Origin of the sequence: Fundidesulfovibrio soli, from assembly GCF_022808695.1 — a bacterium.
GTDB lineage: Bacteria > Desulfobacterota > Desulfovibrionia > Desulfovibrionales > Desulfovibrionaceae > Fundidesulfovibrio > Fundidesulfovibrio soli.
In genome coordinates, this window is the sequence record NZ_JAKZKW010000037.1 from 1 (window position 1) to 5586 (window position 5586).

The 5586-nt window shown below is 65.1% G+C and carries 6 protein-coding genes; 2 read left to right on the forward strand and 4 right to left on the reverse strand.

Features of this window, described 5'->3' with window-relative positions:
- Nucleotides 1-159: 159 nt before the first annotated feature.
- Both MLE18_RS17745 and MLE18_RS17750 read right to left on the reverse strand, forming a co-directional pair.
- Entirely contained in the window at nt 160-453 is a 294-nt protein-coding gene (locus MLE18_RS17745; protein ID WP_243440141.1) for a hypothetical protein, read from the reverse strand.
- Between the two features lie 22 nt (nt 454-475).
- Complete coding sequence (locus MLE18_RS17750; protein ID WP_243440142.1) at nt 476-1303, reverse strand: WcbI family polysaccharide biosynthesis putative acetyltransferase; 828 nt, start codon at nt 1301-1303, stop codon at nt 476-478.
- A gap of 41 nt (nt 1304-1344) precedes the next feature.
- Between MLE18_RS17750 and MLE18_RS17755 the strand changes: the two genes are divergently transcribed.
- Entirely contained in the window at nt 1345-1887 is a 543-nt protein-coding gene (locus MLE18_RS17755; RefSeq protein WP_243440143.1) for an HDIG domain-containing metalloprotein, read from the forward strand.
- Between the two features lie 1124 nt (nt 1888-3011).
- On the opposite strand, the gene MLE18_RS17760 is transcribed toward MLE18_RS17755, so the two are convergent.
- Both MLE18_RS17760 and MLE18_RS17765 read right to left on the reverse strand, forming a co-directional pair.
- On the reverse strand, nt 3012-3908 hold the full coding sequence (locus tag MLE18_RS17760; protein ID WP_243440144.1) for a DUF1134 domain-containing protein: 897 nt from the start codon (nt 3906-3908) through the stop codon (nt 3012-3014).
- Nucleotides 3909-3927: 19 nt separating this feature from the next.
- Nucleotides 3928-5040: an AMIN domain-containing protein gene (locus tag MLE18_RS17765; protein ID WP_243440145.1), complete on the reverse strand. Its 1113-nt coding sequence runs from the start codon at nt 5038-5040 to the stop codon at nt 3928-3930.
- Between the two features lie 133 nt (nt 5041-5173).
- Here MLE18_RS17765 and MLE18_RS17770 point away from each other — a divergent pair, with 133 nt between their 5' ends.
- Nucleotides 5174-5440: a hypothetical protein gene (locus MLE18_RS17770; RefSeq protein WP_243312606.1), complete on the forward strand. Its 267-nt coding sequence runs from the start codon at nt 5174-5176 to the stop codon at nt 5438-5440.
- Nucleotides 5441-5586: the final 146 nt, after the last annotated feature.

The following is a 5586-nucleotide window of genomic DNA, read 5'->3' on the forward strand; positions in this document are numbered from 1 at the left end:
GCGGCGCATGACGATATTCTTCCGATATGTCGGCTTGCGCCGCGCGGGCAGGGCCACACGGCTGACTCAAACCACAATTCAAAATGGGGTTCCAAGGGGCGAAGCCCCTTGGCCGCGGGAGGCCCGTCCCTCCGCTTCTCCCCGCCCTGCTCCGCTCTGTCAGCGCACGGGCCCGGCCAGCACTTCGCGCAGCTTGTTGCCGTCCTGCAGCCCCTGGATGTAGGCGAAGCGCACGTAGGTGTGCCGTATCCGCTCCGTGAGCCCTTCCATCTCGGCCAACACTTCGGTGGCCTGTTCCTTGGCGTGCTCCTGCACCAGCTCCAGCAGCCGCTCCTCGGCCCTGCGCAGGCTCTCGAAGTAGGTGGGGGCCTCCTCGCCGGGGAGCGGGGCCTTGGTCAGGTCCTCCAGGCGGGAGGAGATGATGTCCGGGAAAACGTTCTGGGAGGCGTTCATGGCGTGCTCCTGTGGTTTCGGGTCAATTCCCTTGCAGGTAGGCGATGAAATCCCCGCGCCCGGCCAGCCTGCAATCGACGTAGAGCGCGGCGTACTCCATGTAGCGCATGGGCGTGCCGAACACGTTATAGGGCGTGTCCTCCCCCGCGAAGGCCAGGCCGTAGCATTCGGCCACGCGCGGGTTGATGGGCAGCTCGAACTCGGCGAACAGCTCCGGGCAGCGGGACCGGAATTCCTCCGGCAGGGGCGGCATGCCCAGCAGCTCCAGCCCGGCGTCGGCCGCGTGCAGCATCAGCCGGGTGCGCGGGTGGTTGATGGTGTTGAAGAGCCGCTCGGCCCTGTAGCCGCGCCGCAGCACGTCCAGGTAGGGCACGTCGCACAGGGCCTGCTTGGCCTCCTCCCGGGCGAAGGTCTCCGCCAGCATGTCCTGCAGGCCGAACATGGCGGGCAGATTGCGCGAGAGCGCCATGCGCATGACATCCGACGGGGGCAGGCCCCGGTCGAGCAGCGAGTCGAGCATGGAGTCCCGGAAGTCGATGCCCGCCTTGCCGGACCAGAACGGCCAGTACCCCTTGAAGAACATGTTCGGGTAGCACAAGGCGCGCGCCCCGGCGGGCAGCCGGGACTTCAGGAAGCCGGAAGCCAGGTCGCCCCACTGTTCGCCCAGGTGCTGGTGCAGGAGCAGGGCGCAGCGCGAGAGGCTCGCCTCGGGTATGGCCTGCCGGGTGAAGTTGACGTAAAACTCCACCCGGTACGCGGCCGAGAACTCCGGCGAGGCCGAAAGCAACGCCGCCAGAATCTCGCCCTGGCAGTTGCCGTGCAGGATGCAGAGCCGTTTGCCGTCTTCCATGAAAGCCCGTTTAGCAGACAATGTGACCGAGGAGAACACGCATGATCGCCCGCGATGAAGCCCTGGCCCTGATCGAGTCCCACAATCCCGAAAGCCACATGCTGCTGCACGCCCTGCAGTCCGAGGCGGTCATGGCGGCCATGGCCCGAAAGCTCGGGCGCGACGAGGCCCTCTGGGGCCTGACGGGGCTGCTGCACGACGTGGACTACCCCCTGACCAAGGACGCCCCCGAGCGCCACGGCCTGGAGGCCGGCGGGATGCTCGAGGGCAAGGTGCCGCAGGATGTGATTGCGGCCATCGCGGCCCACAACGGCGAGTTGACGGGAAAGGCCCCGGAGACTGAGCTGGACTTCGCCCTGCGCTGCGCCGAGTCCGTCACCGGGATCATCCACGCGGCCACGCTCATGCGCCCCACGGGCTACGAGGGCCTGGAGCCCAAGAGCGTGAAGAAGAAGATGAAGGACAAGGCCTTCGCCCGCTCCGTGCGGCGGGAGAACATCCTGGAGTGCGACAAGGCCGGGATCGGCCTGGACGAGTTTCTGGGGCTGGCTATCGGAGCGATGGCGGAGGTGAAGGCGGGGTAGATATAGCGAACAAATTGCAGGGGGAGGAAAGAGACAAGCGAGACTGGCTTCCCCAGTTTTACTTGATCAGAACATAGGCGAAATTTCCCCCGAGCCTTGATTTCGCTGAGTTGGTAGGGTCCAGGAAAATAATAAGTTCCTGGCCCCTGTCATTTATAAAGCATTTGAATCCGTACGTGGACATGCTCGCAGGGAGGTCAATTTCAAATGACACGGTTGTGTCAATACGCCAAACTCGAAATGTTGTGCTGATCCCAGTTTGGCGTATTTTCGCGAAGTTCCATTCGTGATCGGTAGCCTGTGTTTTAGTGTTGAAAAAATCCGATGGAGCTGGGACTTTGAAGAAATACTCATCGTGGTTAGAGATGACCCATATCTCGAATTGGTGCTCGCCTGGATGTGGCCATAAGACTCCACGAAAATTCCCGTCAGGGATAATGTAAGCTTTTGCAACGAATTTCAACTTACGGGGTGACCTGACCGTGATTTGATTAGACTCAAAGGGCGGGGAGATGTTTGGTGCCGTGAATATCAAGATCAACAGCAACACAAATATGGCTGTTATGGTCAAATTTTTCATGCTGGTGCTCAATAATCCACTCAAATGGCTCAGTTGCTAGTCAGTTTCGCGGAGTGATTGTTTCCCAGGGCACGTTGTTTTTATGGTCCGCCCATCCTTGTAGGCGAAGTATTCGACACATCTCGACCCACCCTGATCGACTTCTCGTCTCCCAACATCGCATGCCCACAAGAATTCCCCGATCGTCGTGGTGCCGTTGGAATCCCAATCCATCTCCTGCCAGGAATATCCTTGCTTCCAGCTGAAGAAAACGACCACGCAAAAATATAAGACCACCAGGATGGTGATGGCTGCTATGGTTGTTACAAGGGCACGCCAGAGAATTTTCAGGAGCACTCTCACGCTTGGGCGACCTCACTGCGGCCGACTGGATTGACGCCGGAATTGCAACCACTGACATAAGGGGATCTGCCTCGGCATCCCGGCGAGGTCTTCTTTCCTGTGCCATGGGTAATAAATACTGGCAAGCTCATATCGCAAAAACGAAAAAGCCCTCGGCCCAATGGGCCGGGGGCTTTTTTAACTGCGCGTTCGGTGCACGTCCCTAGAACGGATTGATCGTCCGCTCCTTGGTGAAGTGCATGTACCCCACGTTGGCGCCCAGGCGCAGCCCCACGCCGAACCGGATCGGGGCCAGAATGATGTTGCCGGACTGCTGGTAGTTCATGCCGAACCCTCCCACCACGTAGGCGCTGCCGTCGACGCTGGGGAAGCGCTGGTAGATCTGCTCCGGGTCGGTCATGTTGTAGATCAGGCAGAACACCTTGGAGGCGTTGGCGCCCAGGTCCAGCCCGATGGAGGGGCTCTGCCAGTACACGTAGGCCTTCTTGCCGTTCTTCAGGTACAGCCAGCCTTCGCCGTAGCGCAGGCCAACCACCAGCGCGCCCGCGCCCTCGTTGCCCTTGATGAAGCCGGTGGGCTGGCCGTAGCGCTCGAAGGGGCGGGAGGTGATGTCCGCCAGGCCGCGCGCGCCGCCCTCGAAGAAGCCCATGACCTGCTCGTCCACTTCCTTCTTGGAGTAGGTCTGCACCTGCTTGGCCTCGGGCATGGAGAAGATGTCCCCGCTGGTCGGGCCGCCGGACGCGGCGGGCGGGGGAGGCGTGGTGGAGGGGCCGGAGGTTCCGTCCTCCTTGACGGTATCCTTGCCGCCGGGGCTCCAGGTGCCGCCCTGGGACTGGTCCGCCGGGGGCGAATACTGCTTGGGCGCGCTCTTGGCCGGGGCGGCGGGTTCGGGCGCAGGGGCGTCGGGAGCCCCGGCGCTGCCCTTGGCCGTGCCCGAGGGGGCGGCCAGGGCGGGCGGCTGCGACTTGTTCACGGTGGGCTCGTCGGTGATGCTGCGCTCCTGCAGGGCGGAAGCGGCGAGCGGCGTCAGGGCGGCGAGGGCCAGGGCCAGGCCCAGAGCCTGGGCGGATGCGCGGAGGAAGGTGGCCGGTGCTTTCAAGGCGATGCTCCGTCTGGGTTTATTTGCTCAGTTTGACCACGAGCCCGTCGGCGGTCTTTTCCACGGCCGGGTGCTTGGGGCCCTTGGCCGGGGCGGCCAGGTCCAGCACCAGGCGCAGCTTGTCCGGGTGGCGGCCCAGGCGCACTGCCTTGACCAGGGTGCTCGCGGGTTTGTCCGGGTGTTTGACGCTCCAGTCGCCGGGCAGGTCGATGACCAGGCGGGGCGGGCTGTCCAGCAGCGTGGCCTCGGGCTTGCCCGAGGTCGAAGCTCCCGCCAGGGTCAATGTCACGTCTCCGTTGGATTCGCTGATGCTCAGGTGATCGACGACCTTGCGCTCGCCCGTGGGCGGGGCCTTGGTCTCCACCTTCACTTCTGGCTTCGTTTCGATCATGACCTCCGGCTTCGCCTCGGGCTTGGCCTCGGTCTTCGCCGGCGCGGCCGGTTCGGGCTTCGCCGGGGCCTGGGGCTTGGCCGGTGCTTCCGGCTTCGCCGGGGCCTCGGGTTTGGCCGCGGCGGGCTCAGCAGGCGCTGGGGTGGGTTCGGGCTGCGCCGTCACGGCGGGAGCCTGCTGCCGGACGCGCTTGAGTTCGGCCTCGGCCTTGCGCAGCTCTTCCTGGGCGCGCTTGAGGGTGTCGTCGCGGTCCTTGCGGGCCTGCTCGTCGGCGCGCCTGGCCTCTTCGAGGGCTTTGCGCTCCGCGGCCAGCCGGGCCTTGCGCTGGGCCTTGGTCTCGTTCTTGGGCTTCTGGGGCGGCTGCGGCGCGGGAGCCGGTTCCGGGGCCGGGGCCGGGGCGATGTCCGGCATGGGCTGCGGCGCGGGTGGAGGCGGCGGGGCCGGCGTCTCGGAGAAGATGGTCTGCAGGGACTTGTCCGGCTCCTGCCCGGGGATGGGCACGGGAGCGGCCTGCTGGGCGGCGGGGGCCTTGGCCCCCATGTCGATGGTGATCTTCTGCTCCACGTGGGGCGCCGGGGGCGCGGCGGGGGAGGGCGGAGTGACCGGGGCCGACTGCTGAACCGGGGCGGGTTCCGGGGCCTGACGGCCGGAGGTGCGCCACCAGGCCAGGCCGCCCACCACGGCGGAGGCCAGGGCCACGGCGGCCAGGATGAGCAGTTTGTCGTTGCGGGTCAGGGCCATTGTCACTCCTTATTGGTCCGGTAACACCGATGCGGCGGCATCCGCAAGGGGCCGGAGCCTTTGCGGGGGAGGGGATGCGTTGACGATTGGGGGCACGCGACGTAATACGGGCGCAAACGCAAGGAGGTGCCCCATGCAACGCCGCGTCCGATCCGTGCGCGTTCCCGCGGAGCTCGACCATCTCGACCTGACCGGCGTCATCGCCGAATGCGCCAAGTACCTGCGGGACCTGGAGTCCGCCGCCATGCTTACCTCCCAGGGGGACAGGGCCGCCGCCGAGGCGCTGGTCAAGGCCCGCCAGGCGGACCTGGGCAAGCGCATCGGCCACAAGGTCTGGGAGGCCAGGGTGAAATACGGCGAGAAGCTGCGCCGCGACCAGCCCGGGGAGCAGGGCATCTAGCAGGCTGACCGGGTAGGGGAGGAGCCTCCGGCGGCCAAGGGGCTGCGCCCCTTGGAACCCCATTTGGAATTTGGGTTTGAGTCAGCCTGGTGGCCCTGCCTGCGCGGCGCAGGCAGGTTGTGAATCATAATCTGGTTTGAGTCTGG

Excerpts from the sequence above, each read along its gene's own strand:
- MLE18_RS17745 (WP_243440141.1), bottom strand. The coding sequence starts at position 453 with ATGAACGCCTCCCAGAACGTTTTCCCGGACATCATCTCCTCCCGCCTG.
- MLE18_RS17750 (WP_243440142.1), bottom strand. The coding sequence starts at position 1,303 with ATGGAAGACGGCAAACGGCTCTGCATCCTGCACGGCAACTGCCAGGGC.
- MLE18_RS17755 (WP_243440143.1), top strand. The coding sequence starts at position 1,345 with ATGATCGCCCGCGATGAAGCCCTGGCCCTGATCGAGTCCCACAATCCC.
- MLE18_RS17765 (WP_243440145.1), bottom strand. The coding sequence starts at position 5,040 with ATGGCCCTGACCCGCAACGACAAACTGCTCATCCTGGCCGCCGTGGCC.
- MLE18_RS17770 (WP_243312606.1), top strand. The coding sequence starts at position 5,174 with ATGCAACGCCGCGTCCGATCCGTGCGCGTTCCCGCGGAGCTCGACCAT.